General features: G+C 68.7%; 11 protein-coding genes and 1 tRNA gene. 8 read left to right on the forward strand and 4 right to left on the reverse strand.

Annotated elements, in window-relative coordinates; all coding sequences use genetic code 11:
* Window positions 1–12 precede the first annotated feature (12 nt).
* Both MHZ35_RS15310 and MHZ35_RS15315 read right to left on the reverse strand, forming a co-directional pair.
* Entirely contained in the window at window positions 13–1,236 is a 1,224-nt protein-coding gene (locus MHZ35_RS15310; RefSeq protein WP_239436432.1) for a tyrosine-type recombinase/integrase, read from the reverse strand.
* Between the two features lie 173 nt (window positions 1,237–1,409).
* Window positions 1,410–1,496 (reverse strand) — tRNA-Leu (locus MHZ35_RS15315).
* A gap of 173 nt (window positions 1,497–1,669) precedes the next feature.
* Between MHZ35_RS15315 and MHZ35_RS15320 the strand changes: the two genes are divergently transcribed.
* The 5 genes from MHZ35_RS15320 (at window position 1,670) to gltB (ending at window position 10,300) form a co-directional block, all read left to right on the forward strand.
* Window positions 1,670–2,599 carry a complex I NDUFA9 subunit family protein gene (locus MHZ35_RS15320; protein WP_239436433.1) on the forward strand — a complete coding sequence of 310 codons (930 nt, stop codon included), beginning with the start codon at window positions 1,670–1,672 and terminating at the stop codon, window positions 2,597–2,599.
* A gap of 20 nt (window positions 2,600–2,619) precedes the next feature.
* A complete protein-coding gene (locus MHZ35_RS15325; RefSeq protein ID WP_239436434.1) occupies window positions 2,620–3,420 on the forward strand; it encodes an undecaprenyl-diphosphate phosphatase in 801 nt (266 codons plus the stop codon).
* Window positions 3,421–3,574: 154 nt separating this feature from the next.
* On the forward strand, window positions 3,575–5,056 hold the full coding sequence (locus MHZ35_RS15330; protein ID WP_239436435.1) for an NAD(P)-dependent oxidoreductase: 1,482 nt from the start codon (window positions 3,575–3,577) through the stop codon (window positions 5,054–5,056).
* Window positions 5,053–5,754: a DUF2059 domain-containing protein gene (locus tag MHZ35_RS15335; RefSeq protein WP_239436436.1), complete on the forward strand. Its 702-nt coding sequence runs from the start codon at window positions 5,053–5,055 to the stop codon at window positions 5,752–5,754. Before MHZ35_RS15330 ends, MHZ35_RS15335 begins: the two co-directional genes overlap by 4 nt.
* A 4-nt stretch (window positions 5,755–5,758) precedes the next feature.
* A complete protein-coding gene (gltB, locus tag MHZ35_RS15340; RefSeq protein ID WP_239436437.1) occupies window positions 5,759–10,300 on the forward strand; it encodes a glutamate synthase large subunit in 4,542 nt (1,513 codons plus the stop codon).
* Window positions 10,301–10,377: 77 nt separating this feature from the next.
* On the opposite strand, the gene MHZ35_RS15345 is transcribed toward gltB, so the two are convergent.
* Window positions 10,378–11,364, reverse strand: a complete 987-nt coding sequence (locus MHZ35_RS15345) for an alpha/beta hydrolase (RefSeq protein WP_239436438.1) — start codon at window positions 11,362–11,364, stop codon at window positions 10,378–10,380.
* Window positions 11,365–11,805: 441 nt separating this feature from the next.
* Window positions 11,806–12,387, reverse strand: coding sequence for a TlpA family protein disulfide reductase (locus MHZ35_RS15350; protein ID WP_239436439.1), 582 nt, complete (start codon window positions 12,385–12,387; stop codon window positions 11,806–11,808).
* A gap of 16 nt (window positions 12,388–12,403) precedes the next feature.
* Between MHZ35_RS15350 and argH the strand changes: the two genes are divergently transcribed.
* The 3 genes from argH to MHZ35_RS15365 form a co-directional block, all read left to right on the forward strand.
* Window positions 12,404–13,783 carry an argininosuccinate lyase gene (gene argH, locus MHZ35_RS15355; RefSeq protein WP_239436442.1) on the forward strand — a complete coding sequence of 460 codons (1,380 nt, stop codon included), beginning with the start codon at window positions 12,404–12,406 and terminating at the stop codon, window positions 13,781–13,783.
* Window positions 13,780–14,025 (forward strand): hypothetical protein, encoded by a 246-nt coding sequence (locus MHZ35_RS15360; protein WP_239436440.1) that lies wholly within the window; start codon window positions 13,780–13,782, stop codon window positions 14,023–14,025. Before argH ends, MHZ35_RS15360 begins: the two co-directional genes overlap by 4 nt.
* 12 nt (window positions 14,026–14,037) lie before the next feature.
* A partial coding sequence (locus MHZ35_RS15365; RefSeq protein WP_239436441.1) for a diaminopimelate decarboxylase family protein occupies window positions 14,038–14,808 on the forward strand: 771 nt, incomplete at its 3' end.

The raw sequence follows: 14,808 nt of genomic DNA on the forward strand, positions 1-14,808 counted from the left end.
CGGCGCCAACAGCTATCGCCGCTTTCCAAACTGCGGCCGAAGGATCTTGGCGCCATCGCGCAGCTGGTCGAGGTAGTCGGACCAGTGCTGCATCATGCGGACGCGCTCGTCCCAATATTCGCCACGTGTGTAGGCGCGGCGAATCATCGAGGTGTCGAGATGAGCGAGCTGCTTTTCGATAGCGTCTGGGTTCCAGATACCCATCTCGTTGAGCAATGTCGCCGCCATCGCTCGGAAGCCATGCGCCGTCATCTCTTCCTGGCTGTAGCCGAGCCGCCGTAAAGCTGCGTTGACGGTGTTTTCCGACATGCACTGCTTTGGCGAGCGGAAAGAGGGGAAGAGAAATCGACCATCGCCCGTCAGGGCATGGAGTTCCTCGAGAATGTCCAGCACCTGGCGCGATAGCGGCACCCGATGGGGCCGGCGCATCTTCATCTTCTCCGCCGAGAGCGACCAGACGGCGCCCTGCGTGTCAAATTCCGTCCACTCGGCCCTGCGCAGTTCGCCTGGCCGCACGAATAGATGCGGTGACAAGCGAAGCGCGATGGCGGTGATCTCGTGGCCGGTGTAGCCTTCGATCGCGCGGAGAAGACCGCCGGCCTCGCTGGGCGTAGTGATCGCCGCGAGGTGCTGGACCTTCGGCGTGATGAGGGCGCCGCGTAGATCGGCAGCAACATCGCGATCGGCTCGTGCCGTCGCGATAGCATAGCGGAACACCCGGCTGAGCACGCTGCGCATCCTCCGGGCGCTCTCGTAGCGGCCGGTCGCTTCGACCTTCCGCAGGACGGCGAGCACCTCCTGCGGTGTGATCTTCGAGATTGGAAGAGTGCCGATCATTGGATAGGCCATGCCGAGCAGCCAGCGAATCTTGTCAAGCGTGATTGGCGCGCGGCCCTCCCGTTCGTTCTTGGCTACCCATTCCTCGGCGATGGTCTTGAAGGTGTTGTCGGCGGCAACCTTGCGCGCGAGGGTTTCGATCCGCTTTTCGGCAGCGGGATCGAGGCCAGCTGCAATCTGTTCCCGCGCCTTGTCGCGGAGATGGCGTGCCGCCGCGATCCCCACTTCGGGCCAGGCGCCGAAATACAGTGTCTTCTGCCGGCCAAGGTGCCGATAGTTCATGCGCCACAGCTTCGCGCCGTTCGGCTGGATAAAAAGATACAGCCCGTCGGAATCGGCCAGCTTGTAGGCCTTGTCCCGGGGCTTGGCGTTGGTGATCTGGATGTGATTCAGTGCCATGATGGTGCCAGCTCCAAAGGGCTCGCCGGAACCATCAAAAACGCCATCAAAGCTGATGGTATGCCGATGGTTCCGGGCGGATGAGCCCGGATTCCATTCGGCGATTCTCTCTGATAAAATGCTGGAAAACCAGCCGCTTACTGGACGATTCCGGACGTTGCCGGAAAGGTCTCTGGTGCCCAGAAGAGGACTCGAACCTCCACGACCTTGCGATCGCCAGCACCTGAAGCTGGTGCGTCTACCAATTCCGCCATCTGGGCACGGGGTAGGCCGGCGCCTCTACGGGTCCCCGCCGGGGGTGTCAACAGCCCCGTTACGACTTTTTCCCGGGCGCCCCGTTTTTTTGCCAAGGCCCGCGCTCCCTTGCCCTTCGGGGCTGGGCGCGGCATGGGCTGGGCTTGCGAAAAAACCTGGGCAGACCAAGGCAAGCACGATGAAGAACAAGGTGATCACGCTGATCGGCGGCGGCGGGTTCGTCGGCCGCTATGTCGCACAGGCCCTGCTGCGCCGCGGCGCGCGGGTGCGCATCGCGCAACGCGATCCGCGCCAGGCCTATTTCCTGCGCACCCAGAGCGCGCTGGGCCAGACCCAGTTCATCGCGGCCGACGTCCGCCGCCCCGACACCATCGCCCGCGCGATGATGGGCGCCGATGCGGTGGTGAACCTCGCCGGCACGCTCGGCAGCGACGCCGACGCCATTCAGGCCAAGGGCGCCGCCGCCGTGGCAGAGGCGGCCCGCGCCGCCGGGGTCGAGGCGCTGGTCCATTTCTCGGCGATCGGTGCCGATGCCCAGGGCGAGACCCCCTATGCCCGCTCCAAGGGCGAGGGCGAGGCGGCGGTGCGCCAGCATTTCCCCAACGCCACCATCCTGCGCCCGTCGCTGATCTTCGGCCGCGAGGACCAGTTCGCCAACCGCTTCGCCCGCATGGTGGAGAAGCTGCCGGTGGTGCCGGTGATCGCACCCAAGACGCGCTTCCAGCCGGTCTACGTGGTCGACGTCGCCGCCGCCGCGGTCGCAGCGCTCGAGGATCCGGAGCGCTTCGGCGGCCGCACCTTCGAACTCGGCGGCCCGGATGTGTTGTCGATGGCGGAGCTGATCCGGCAGATCGCATCGCTGCTCGATCGCAAGATCCGCACCGTCGAGCTCGGCACCGGCACCGCCGGGCTGGTCGCGGCGTTTCCGGGCACGCCGATCACCCGCGACCAGCTGCGCATGCTCGGCCACGACAATCTGGTGTCGCCCGGCGCGGAAGGGCTCGTCGAGCTCGGCGTCACCCCGACCCCGTTCGAATCGGTCGCGCCGCAGTGGCTGGTCCAGTTCCGCCGCTACGGCCGTTTCTCGCGCCACGCGCACACGGCCTGAAGGCCTCTGACGGGACGCTCATGACCGATCTCCTGACCATCATCCTCCTCGGCATCGTCGAGGGGGTCACCGAGTTCCTGCCCGTCTCCTCGACCGGCCACCTGATCCTCGCCGGGGCGCTGCTGGGCTTCAAGGGCGAGGCATCGGGCACGTTCGAGATCGTGATCCAGCTGGGCGCGATCCTGTCGGTGATCGTCCTCTACTGGCGGCGCTTCTGGGACGTGTTCGTGGGGCTGGGCCGGCGTGATCCGCGCGCGATCGCCTTTACCCGCAACGTCGCGCTCGCCTTCCTGCCCTCCGCCGTGATCGGCCTGATCGTCTACAAGATGGTCAAGGCGATGCTGGAGAGCCCGATGACGGTCGCGGTCGCGCTGGTCGTCGGCGGCATCGCCATCCTGGTGATCGAGCGGCTGGTCCGCGCGCCCAAGGTGACCAACGTCGAGCAGATGAGCTGGAAGGTGGCGCTCGGCATCGGCATCATCCAGTGCCTGGCGATGATCCCGGGCGTCAGCCGCTCGGGCGCCACCATCATGGGCGCGCTGGGCTTGGGCGTCGATCGCAAGACCGCGGCGGAGTTCAGCTTCTTCCTCGCCGTCCCCACCATGCTCGCCGCTTCCGCCTATGATCTCTACAAGAATGCGGAGTCGATCGGCAGCGACGGCTGGCTCGCGATCGCGATCGGCTTCGTCGTCTCGTTCGTGGTCGCGCTGCTGGTGATCCGCTGGTTCCTCGGCATCGTCACCCGCCACGGCTTCACGCCCTTCGCCTGGTATCGAATCGTCGCTGGGGGCGTCGCCATCGTCTGGCTGTCGCAGCTGTAGGTCCGGAACGGCCGTATCTTCTTCGCTGAAGATGCGAGCGTTTCGCAACTCCGGCAGCTTCTGCGATGAACAAGGTCAGCACTGCTGACCTAATGACAGAATATTGCGTGACTTGGCCCTCCGGCTGTGCTTTTCGCACACGCCGGAGGAAGTCATGGCTGCTGACCAGATGCTCAAGTTCGTTGCGCGCCCCCAGGCCTATCCGGCCAAGCGGGAGCCGGAGTTGCGCGCGGAGGACTTTCGCGAGATCGCGGACCGCTATGCGACGCCCACGGCGGAGGCGCAGGCCGGCCGCTGCTCGCAGTGCGGCGTGCCCTATTGCTCGGTCCACTGCCCGCTTCACAACCACATCCCCGACTGGCTGCGCCTGACCGCGGAAGGTCGGCTGCGCGAGGCGTACGAGCTCTCCAACGCCACCTCGACCATGCCCGAGATCTGCGGCCGCATCTGCCCGCAGGACCGGCTGTGCGAGGGCAATTGCGTCATCGAATTCTCCGGCCACGGCGCCGTCACCATCGGCTCGGTGGAGAAGTTCATCACTGACAAGGCCTGGGACGAGGGCTGGGTCGAGCCGGTCGCGGTCGGCCCGGAACGCGGCCAGTCCGTCGGCATCATCGGCGCGGGCCCGGCCGGCCTCTCGGCGGCCGACTGGCTGCGCACCGCGGGCTATGAGGTCCATGTCTACGACCGGCACGATCGCGCCGGCGGCCTCCTCACCTATGGCATTCCGGGCTTCAAGCTCGAGAAGCACGTCGTCACCCGCCGCGTGCAGCGGCTGAAGGACGCCGGCATCGTCTTCCACGAAGGCTTCGAGGTCGGCCGCGACGCCACCATGGAGCAACTGCGCCAGCGCCACGACGCGCTGCTGGTCGCGACCGGCGTCTACAAGCCGCGCGCGATCAAGGCGCCGGGCGTCGCCACCGACGGCGTGGTCGACGCGCTCGACTATCTCACCGCCTCCAACCGCAAGAGCTTCGGCGACGCGGTGCCCGCCTTCGACGGCGGCGCGCTCAATGCGGAGGGCAAGAAGGTCGTCGTGATCGGCGGCGGCGACACCGCGATGGACTGCGTGCGCACCGCCATCCGCCAGGGCGCGACCTCGGTGAAGTGCCTCTACCGCCGCGATCGCGCCAACATGCCCGGATCGCAGCGCGAAGTCGCCAATGCCGAGGAGGAAGGCGCCGAGTTCGTCTGGCTCTCCGCCCCCGCCGCGTTCGAGGGCGAGGGCAAGGTCACGGCCGTCCGCGCAAGCGCCATGCGCCTGGGCGCCCCCGACGCCACCGGCCGCCGCGCACCGGAAGTCGATCCCGGCAGCGAGTTCGTGCTGGAAGCCGACCTCGTCATCAAGGCGCTCGGCTTCGATGCGGAGGACCTGCCCACCCTGTTCGGCAGCCCGGATCTGGGCGTCACCCGCTGGGGCACGCTGCGCGTCGACGGCAAGTCGATGATGACCAGCCTCGACGGCGTGTTCGCCGCCGGCGACATCGTGCGCGGCGCCTCGCTGGTCGTCTGGGCGATCCGCGACGGCCGCGACGTCTCCGAGCACATCCACCGCTACCTGCGGGAGAAGGCCAAGGCCGCAAAGGCGGGCGCCGCCCCCGTGCCCGAGCGCCAGGCGACGATGGTGGCGGCATGATGCGTGCTCCTCTCGCGGCGCTCGTCCTGGCCCTGCCGGCGGCCGCTCTCGCCCAAGCGCCTTCGACCGCCCAGGAGTTCGCCCGACTCTACGTGCCTGCGGACGCGACCGTGGCCGACGCGGAAGCGGCCTTCCGCAAGGAGGCGACCCGTGCCCTCGCCGGCGAACCGCAGTTCACGGCCATGGAAGCCCGCTATCCGCAGCTTCGCGAGGCAGTCCTGAACGCGGGGGCGCGGGTCGTGCGCCAGCAATATGCTTCCGGCCTGCCCACGATCCACAACCGCGTCGCCGCCCTGGTTTCCAAAGGGCTCGCGACGGCCGAGCAGCAAGAGGTGATCGCCTTCCTGCGCTCCGGGACAGGCCAGGCGATGCAGCAGGCGGTCCGCCATAGCGTCGACACGGGCAAGTTAGCCGATGCGGCGCGCGCCAACCCGAAGGCACAGGCGCTCACTCCGGCCGCCGTCATGGGCTCCATGGACGTCGTCGGAGCGATGGGCGCCCTCACGCCGGAACAGGTGCAGGAGGTCGCTACCTTCTCCACCACACCCACGGGCAGGAAGTTCCAGCAGCTCGTGCCGCAGCTCATGGCTGCGATCACCGAAGAAACCAACCGCCTGGTCCAGGATACCGCGCCCAAGGTTCAGCAGGCGATGCTGATGGCGATGCGGTCGCAGGCAGCGCCGGCTCGGAAGGAATAACGACATGAGCACCCCCACCATGCAGTCGGAGCGCGAGCGCCTCGCCCGTGAGGGCATGTACCGCCCCGAGTTCGAGAGCGACGCGTGCGGCGTCGGCCTGGTCGCCGCCACCGACGGCACCAGCTCGCGCCGCGTCGTCCAGTCGGCGATCGATGCCCTGCGCGCCGTCTGGCACCGCGGCGCCGTCGATGCCGACGGCAAGACCGGCGACGGCGCGGGCTTGCACGTCGATCTCCCCACCCGCTTCTTCGAGGATGCGGTGTCGCTCGCCGGCCACCGCATGCGCCCGAACCGGCTCGCGGTCGGCATGATCTTCCTGCCGCGCACCGACCTCGGTGCGCAGGAGACCTGCCGCACGATCGTCGAGAGCGAGATCATCGACGCCGGCTACACCATCTACGGATGGCGCCAGGTGCCGGTCGACGTGTCCGTCATCGGCCTGAAGGCACAGGCCACCCGCCCGGAAATCGAGCAGATCATGATCGCCGGGCCGCTGCCCGACGACGTGGATGCTGCCGAGTTCGAAAAGAACCTCTATCTGGTCCGCCGCCGGATCGAGAAGCGCGTGATCGCAGCGCAGATCAGCGGCTTCTACATCTGCTCGCTGTCGTGCCGGTCGATCATCTACAAGGGGCTGTTCCTCGCGGAGTCCCTCTCGGACTTCTACCCGGACCTGAAGGACGACCGGTTCGAGAGCCGCGTCGCCATCTTCCACCAGCGCTATTCCACCAACACTTTCCCGCAATGGTGGCTGGCCCAGCCGTTCCGCTGCCTCGCCCACAATGGCGAGGTGAACACGATCCGCGGCAACAAGAACTGGATGCTCAGCCACGAGATCAAGATGGCGAGCCTCGCGTTCGGCGAGCGTTCGGAGGACATCAAGCCGGTGATCCCGGCCGGCGCCTCCGACACCGCCGCGCTCGACGCGGTGTTCGAGGCGATCTGCCGCTCCGGCCGCGACGCGCCCACCGCCAAGCTGATGCTGGTGCCCGAAGCCTGGCAGGAGAATGAGGACCTGCCCGCCGGCCACCTCGCCATGTACGAATATCTCGCCTCGGTGATGGAGCCGTGGGACGGGCCGGCCGCGCTGGCGATGACCGATGGCCGCTGGGCGGTCGCGGGCATGGACCGCAATGCGCTCCGCCCGCTGCGCTATACCCAGACCAACGACGGCCTGCTGATCGTCGGCTCCGAAGCCGGCATGGTCGTGGTGCCGGAGGCGACCGTGCTCGCCAAGGGTCGCCTGGGGCCGGGCCAGATGATCGCCGTCGACCTGCACGAAGGCCGCGTCTTCGACGATCGCACGATCAAGGACCAGCTCGCGGCCGAGGCCGACTATGCGTCCATGATCCAGAACTTCCTGACCATCGACGATCTCGCACCCGTCGCCGGCGAGCAGCTGCCGCGCTACGACCGCGCCGAGCTCGCGCGCCGTCAGGTCGCCGCCGGCCAGACGCTGGAGGACATGGAGCTGATCCTCTCGCCGATGGTCGAGGGCGGCAAGGAAGCGATCGGCTCGATGGGCGACGACACGCCGCTCGCCGTCATCTCCGACAAGCCGCGCCTGGTCAGCCAGTTCTTCCGTCAGAACTTCAGCCAAGTGACCAACCCGCCGATCGACCCCTTGCGCGAGCGGCACGTCATGTCGCTGCGCACGCGGTTCGGCAATTTCTCCAACATCCTCGACACCCGCGGCCGCCCCAACGCGGTGCTGGTGCTCGACAGCCCCGTCCTCACCAGCGAGGACTGGCTGCGGCTCAAGCGCTATTTCGGCGCCCAGTCGGCCGAGATCGACTGCACCTTCGAGGCCGGCGACGACCATGAAGTGCTGCGCGCCGCCATCCAGCGCATCCGTCAGGAGGCCGAACAGGCCGTGCGCGAAGGACGCAGCGAGCTGTTCCTGACCGACGAGAATGTCGGCCCCGATCGCGTCGCCATCCCCGGCGTGCTCGCGGCGGCGGCCGTGCACACCCACCTCGTCCGCCGCGGCCTGCGCGCCTATGCGTCGGTCAACGTCCGCACCGCCGAATGCCTCGACACGCATTATTATGCGGTGCTGGTCGGCGTCGGCGCCACCACGGTGAACGCCTATCTGTCCGAGGCCGCGATCGCCGATCGCCACGCCCGCGGCCTGTTCGGCGACATGACCCTCGACCAGTGCCTCGGCCAGCACCGCCATGCGGTCAACGAAGGCCTGCTCAAGATCCTGTCGAAGATGGGCATCGCCGTCATCTCCAGCTATCGCGGCGGCTACAACTTCGAGGCCGTCGGCCTGTCGCGCGCGCTGGTCAACGACCTCTTCCCCGGCATGCCGGCAAAGATCTCGGGCGAGGGCTATCACTCGCTCCACTACAGCGCGATGCTCAAGCACCAGGCGGCGTTCGACCGTGGTGTGGCGACGCTCCCGATCGGCGGCTTCTACCGCCAGCGCGACGGCGGCGAGACCCACGCCTATTCGGCGCAGCTCATGCACCTGCTGCAGTCGGCGGTCGCCCGCGACAGCTTCTCGACCTACATGCAGTTCTCGCGCGGGGTGCGCGACTTGCCGCCGGTCTATCTGCGCGACCTGCTCGAGTTCAACTATCCCGACGAGGGGATCGCGATCGAGAAGGTCGAGGCGATCACCGAGATCCGCAAGCGCTTCGTCACCCCCGGCATGTCGCTGGGCGCGCTCTCGCCCGAGGCGCACAAGACGCTGGCGATCGCGATGAACCGCATCGGCGCCAAGGCGGTGTCGGGCGAGGGCGGCGAGGACAAGGCGCGCTACCAGCCCTACGAGAACGGCGACAACGCCAACTCGACGATCAAGCAGATCGCGTCGGGCCGCTTCGGCGTGACGGCCGAATATCTCAACGCCTGCGACGAGATCGAGATCAAGGTCGCCCAGGGCGCCAAGCCCGGCGAGGGCGGCCAGCTGCCCGGCTTCAAGGTCACCGAGTTCATCGCCAAGCTGCGCCACGCGACGCCCGGCGTCACGCTGATCTCGCCGCCGCCGCACCACGACATCTATTCGATCGAGGATCTCGCGCAGCTCATCTACGACTGCAAGCAGATCAACCCGCGCGCCCGCGTCTGCGTGAAGCTCGTCTCCTCGGCCGGCATCGGCACGGTCGCGGCCGGCGTCGCCAAGGCGCATGCCGACGTCATCCTGGTCTCCGGCCATGTCGGCGGCACCGGCGCCTCTCCGCAGACGTCGATCAAGTACGCCGGCACGCCCTGGGAAATGGGCCTGTCGGAGGTCAACCAGACGCTCACCCTCAACGGCCTGCGCGGGCGCGTGACGCTGCGCACCGACGGCGGGCTCAAGACCGGGCGCGACATCGTCATCGCCGCGATCCTGGGCGCCGAGGAGTTCGGCATCGGCACGCTGTCGCTGGTGGCGATGGGCTGCATCATGGTGCGCCAGTGCCATTCGAACACCTGCCCGGTGGGCGTGTGCGTCCAGGACGAAAAGCTGCGCGCCAAGTTCACCGGCTCGCCCGAGAAGGTCATCAACCTGATGACCTTTATCGCCGAGGAAGTGCGTGAGATCCTGGCCCGCCTCGGCGTCTCCAGCCTCGACGAGGTGATCGGCCGCACCGAGCTGCTCCGCCAGGTCAGCCGCGGCGCCGAGCATCTCGACGACCTCGACCTGAACCCCGTCCTCGCCAAGGTCGACGCGACCGATGCCGAGCGCCGCTTCTCGCTCAACACCTTCCGCAACGAGGTGCCCGACAGCCTCGACGCGCAGATGATCAAGGACGCGGCCGCCGTCTTCTCGCGCGGCGAAAAGATGCAGCTGACCTATTCGGTGCGCAACACGCACCGCGCGGTCGGCACGCGCCTGTCGAGCGAGATCACCCGCACCTTCGGCATGTCGAAGCTATCCGACGGTCACGTCACCATCCGCCTGCGCGGTACCGCCGGCCAGTCGCTCGGCGCGTTCCTGTGCAAGGGCATCACGCTGGAAGTGTTCGGCGACGCCAACGACTATGTCGGAAAGGGCCTGTCCGGCGGCGTCATCGTCGTGCGCCCGATGGTGAGTTCCAGGCTGGTCAGCCAGCACAACACCATCGTCGGCAACACCGTGCTCTATGGCGCGACCTCGGGCCGGCTGTTCGCCGCCGGCCAGGCGGGCGAGCGCTTCGCGGTGCGCAACTCGGGTGCGACCGTCGTGGTCGAGGGCTGCGGCGCGAACGGCTGCGAATACATGACTGGCGGCGTCGCGGTGGTGCTGGGCGACACCGGCACCAACTTCGGCGCGGGCATGACCGGCGGCATGGCCTTCGTCTACGACGCCGACGACCGCTTCCCCCGCCACGCCAACCCGGAGAGCATCGTCTGGCAGCGCCTCGACTCCGCGCATTGGGAGGGCGTGCTGCGCGACCTGGTCGAACAGCACCACCGCGCCACCGACAGCCGCTGGTCCGGCGAGATCCTGGAAGACTGGGCGCGCAGCCGCGGCCGTTTCTGGCAGGTAGTGCCCAAGGAAATGCTCACGCGCCTGTCCCAGCCGCTGTCCGACAGCCCGGCCGAAGCATCGGAGGAAATGGTGGCGGCGGAGTGATCCGATCCCCGGTCCGGCCCCTCGCCGGACCGGGGACTACTCACCCGGCCGACACGAGACGCATACCGCCTCGGACGTCACAGCATGCCGAGGTTGTGCAGCCACTGCTTGACCTGGCCCGGCCATTCCCGCGAGATCGGATCGGCCGTCGGTCGCATGCCGAAGGCATGGCCTCCCTTGGCATAGATCCGCATGTCCACCGGCACGCCCGCATCATTGAGCGCCAGGGCATAGGCCAAAGGCTGCCGGATCGGGTCCATCGGATCGTTCATCGCATGCAGGATCAGCGTCGGCGGTGCCTTGGGACTGATGGTCACCCAGGGCTTGAGCTCGAGACTGTTCCTGCCCTTGCTGTCGTCCAGCATCCGTGCCGTATAGGCGATGATCGCGAAATCGGGCCGGGGCGATTGCTGGTCCGCGGCGTCCGCAAGCGGATAGGTGCGCGCTTCGGTGTTGCTCATGTTCGCCGCCAGATAGGCACCCGCGGAAAAGCCGATCACGCCGATCCTGTGCGGATCGATCCCGTAGGACGCAGCCTGCTGCCGCAGCAGCCCCATCGCGCGCTGCGCGTCCTCCAGGCCCAACAGCACCTTGGGCCGCTGCTGCTTCCCGTTCTCCCTCGGCCACGCTTGCGGCACCCGGTATTTCAGCACGGCACAGGTCATTCCCTGCTGCACCACCCAGTCGCAGATCTCGGTGCCTTCCAGATCGGTCGCGACGACGTGGAATCCGCCCCCGGGCAGGACCAGCATGGCGGTCCCGTTGTTGCGTCCCTTCGGGCGATACAGGGTCATGGTCGGCCGGGTGACATAGCTCGCCCAATGCCATTTGCGCCCTCCCACGAGCCCGGTTCCGTTGCCGGTCCCCTCGGGCCGATCGCCCGAGTCCGGCTTGGCCAGAGGCGTGCTCGCGGGCCAGAGCGGTATCTGAACCCCGCCGGCAGGAGGCTGCCATACGCCCGCCCGCTCGTTCTTCGGGAGGACGACCTCCGCAGGCGGCTTGTCGGTCCCGCCGCTCTGACCGCAGGCCGGGCCGGCGAAGCCGAGCGCGAGGAGAAGGGGCAAGAACCGGATCCGCGACAAACCGTATCTCCTGCTTCGAGGACGCGCCTCGGCGCCAGCAGGAGCAAAGGGTAGCGGCGCGATGCCACCGCGCAACCAGCAGCTTCCCGACCCGCAAGATTCATGGGGACCAAGCCTCACCGCCCTCGCCCTCCCGCACCACCGTGCTCCTGCGCAGGCAGGAGCCCAGGGTTCCGCACGCTACGACGGTTACGCTGCTTGCCCTGAGTCTCCGCCTGTGCGGGCCTCTGCGAAAGGCGCGACAATCGCCCCTAAACCTTCCGTATCCCTGCGCAGGCAGGGATCCAGGGCCAAGCAGAACAAGCACTTGCGGCGCTTTTGGCCCTGGGCTCCCGCCTGCGCGGGAGCACGAAAAAGGGTTTCGCAGAAATCTCGCCTGCGCGGGATACGGACGTGGCCGCAGGGCAGTTCCGTCCGGCTATCTCAGACCCCCGCTTCGCCCAGCAACGCCCGCGCCTCGGCGCCGGTCCACTCCATCGCGCCCTGCACCCGCCACAGCTCCTTCCCCGCGGCATCGTACAGGATCGTCGTCGGCAGGTTGGCGTTCAGCCCCGTCGACAGCCCCAGCTTGGGGTCGGCATAGGCGGCCAGCTTCGTCCAGCCATGCTTGGCCAGAAACGGCGCCGCCGCCTTGCGGCCCTCCAGGTCCTGGCTCACCGCCACCACCTTCAGCTTCCCCTCGCCCGCCAGCGCGTCGAGCGTCGGCATCTCCTGGATGCACGGCGCGCACCAGGTCGCCCACAGGTTCACCAGCACCGGCTTGCCCCGGAATGCCGCCAGGCTCGTGGCCACGCCGTCCGGCCCCTCGAACTGCACGTCGGGCGCCGCCTCGCCCTTGTGGCTGCGATCGGCCGCACCCGCCCTTGCAGGTACCTCGCCGCCGCCGGTCGCAGCGACTTCGGGAACCGTGCCGGCTTCGTCTTGCCCGTCAGGCTGGGGTCGCCTATCGCAAGCGCCGGTCAGCAGCAGCGTTGTGGCAAGGAGAAGCGCGATTACCGAGCGCAAGGCAGGCTCCAATTCGATGTGGGGCGGGCGCTTCGCCGAGGGTCCCTCGGCCGTGATGCGGGAGATAAATGCCTCCATCCCGTTCGACAAGCGAATGTGGCAGCAGGACATCGCCGGATCGCAGGCGCATGCCGCGATGCTGGCCGCCCAGGGCATCCTGACGGCGGAGGACGCGGCTGCGATCCGCACCGGCCTCGACGGCGTCGCCGAGCACTATGCGCGCGAGGGCGTGGCCGAGGACCTCGCGCTCGAGGACATCCACATGCAGACCGAGGCGCGGCTTGCCGAGGCGATCGGCCCGGCCGCCGGCCGCCTCCACACCGCGCGCTCCCGCAACGACCAGGTCGCGACCGATTTCCGCCTGTGGGTGCGCGACGCGATCGACTCTGTCGATGCGGCGCTCGGCAGCCTCCAGGACGCGCTGATCGCGCGCGCCGACGAGCATGCCGAGACGGTGATGCCCGGCTTCACCCATCTCCAGGTCGCCCAGCCGGTGACGCTCGGCCACCATCTGATGGCCTACCACGCCATGGTCGCGCGCGACCGCGGCCGCTTCGCCGATGCGCGCGCGCGCCTCAACCGCTGCCCGCTCGGTGCCGCGGCACTCGCCGGCACCGGCTTCCCGATCGATCGCGAGGCGACCGCGCGCGCGCTCGGCTTCGACGGCCCCACCGACAACTCGCTCGACTCGGTGTCCGACCGCGACTTCGCGATCGAGTACCTCACCGCCGCCGTGCAGGCGTCGCTGCACCTGTCGCGCATGGCCGAGGAATTCGTGCTCTGGGCGTCGCAGCCGTTCGGCTTCGTCTCCCTGTCGGACGCCTGGTCGACCGGCTCCTCGATCATGCCGCAGAAGCGCAATCCCGATGCGGCCGAGCTGGTGCGCGGCCATTCGGGACGCATCCTTGGGCACATGACCGCGCTAATGGTGACGATGAAGGGCCTGCCGCTCGCCTATTCCAAGGACATGCAGGACGACAAGCCGCCGGTGTTCGAGGCGACCGACCTGCTCGCGTTGTCGATCGCGGCGATGACCGGCATGGTCGAGAGCGCGACCTTCCGCCCGCAGCGCATGCGCGCGGCGCTGGAGGCCGGCTTCCCGACCGCGACCGATCTCGCCGACTGGCTGGTGCGCGAGGCGGGGCTCCCGTTCCGCGAGGCGCACCATGTCACCGGCCGAACGGTCAAGCTCGCCGAGGAGCGCGGCGTCGCGCTCGACGCGCTGCCGCTCGCCGATCTCCAGGCGATCGACCCGCGCATCACCGACAGCGTCTATGACGTGCTGACGGTGGATGCTTCGGTGCGCAGTCGCACCAGCTTCGGCGGCACCGCCCCGGATCGCGTGCGCGCCGCCGTCGCCGCCGCCCGCGCCGCTCGAGCCAAGGAAGCCGCATGACCCGTCGCCCGCTGCTGCTCGCCGCCGTTGCCCTTGCGCTCGCCGGCTGCGGCGCGCGCCGCGACCTGCGGCCTGCCGAGGGCGAGGCGCTGCCGCCGCCGCCCTATGGCGCGACCGCCACGCCCACGCCCGGCGACCTGCTGACGCCCACCACGCAGCAGCGCCCCACCCGCAGCGACGAGCTGCTGCGCGAGTCGACGGAACGCCAGGACGATCCGTTCGATATCCCGCCCCGCAACTGAGCCCCTGAACCCATGGACAATTTCCAGCTGCGCGACGGCGCGCTCCATGCCGAGGACGTGCCGCTGGCGGCGATCGCCGACGCGGTCGGCACCCCCGTCTACGTCTATTCGACCGCGACCCTCGCCCGCCATGTCGCCGTGTTCCGCGAAGCGCTGGCCGGTCTCGACAACCCGCTGATCGCCTTTGCGGTCAAGGCCAACCCCAATGGCGCGGTGCTCGCGACCCTCGCCCGCGCCGGCCTCGGCGCCGACGTCGTCTCGGGCGGTGAGCTCGCGCGCGCGCTCCATGCCGGGGTGCGCCCGCAGGACATCGTCTTCTCCGGCGTCGGCAAGACGGCGGAGGAAATGGCGCAGGCGCTCGACGCCGGCATCGGCCAGTTCAACGTCGAGTCCGAGCCGGAACTCGACATGCTCTCCGCCGTTGCGACCGCCCGCGGCGTCACCGCGCCGGTCGCGATCCGCGTCAACCCGGACGTGCTCGCCGGCACGCATTCGAAGATCTCGACCGGTGGCGCCGACAACAAGTTCGGTATCCCCTATGATCGCGCGCTCGACGCCTTCGCCCATGTCGCGGCGCTGCCGGGGCTGGAGGTGCGCGGCGTCGCCGTCCACATCGGCAGCCAGCTGACCGACCTCGGCCCGCTGGAGGCAGCCTTCGGCCGCGTCGGCGCGCTGATCGCCGAGCTGCGCGCGGCCGGCCACAGCATCACCACCGCCGATCTCGGCGGTGGCTTGGGCGTCCCCTACGATCCCGCCAAGCCCGCGCCCCCCTCCCCCTGTCTC

This window comes from Sphingomonas sp. ACRSK (genome assembly GCF_022346685.1).
In the GTDB taxonomy this organism is placed as follows: domain Bacteria; phylum Pseudomonadota; class Alphaproteobacteria; order Sphingomonadales; family Sphingomonadaceae; genus Sphingomonas; species Sphingomonas molluscorum.